Annotated in this window: 1 protein-coding gene; it reads left to right on the top strand. The window is 33.3% G+C overall.

What is annotated here, in order from left to right; all coding sequences use genetic code 11:
* Positions 1–420 (top strand): hypothetical protein (locus tag CWB66_RS16635; RefSeq protein WP_138586234.1); only part of this gene is annotated, 420 nt, incomplete at both ends.

A 420-nucleotide genomic window follows, 5' to 3' on the forward strand; every position in this document is an offset into this window, starting at 1 on the left:
GTGAGTGGCACATACTTTCATTCGCTGAAAAAATACAACAAAGGTTGCCATCTAATCAAGATGCTTGCATGTTTCTACTTGATATCCATATGAATACAGACTATTTATTAGAGTATTGGTCTGAATGTTATGAGTTGTCTTTTTTACCTGGTTATCTAAAAGATAACTACGATATAAGTATCATGGATGGGTTTATCGCTCTTCGGATGAATGCTTATGAAGCTTTAAAAGATTTATTAGCGCCTTTAGGTGAGTTTATTGAAACAAAAGCTGATGGTGAACCTATTGTAATCTTTAACTTGCGTACATTTGGACAAGAAGATGAAGCAAAATGTGAACGCGAATATTTAGACGGTTATCCTTTAGATGATATCAAGATTGCTTTCATAAATGAGGATGTAAAAAATAAGCGGGTTTTTA

Origin of the sequence: Pseudoalteromonas sp. S558 (assembly GCF_005886635.1) — a bacterium.
Lineage (GTDB): Bacteria > Pseudomonadota > Gammaproteobacteria > Enterobacterales > Alteromonadaceae > Pseudoalteromonas > Pseudoalteromonas aliena.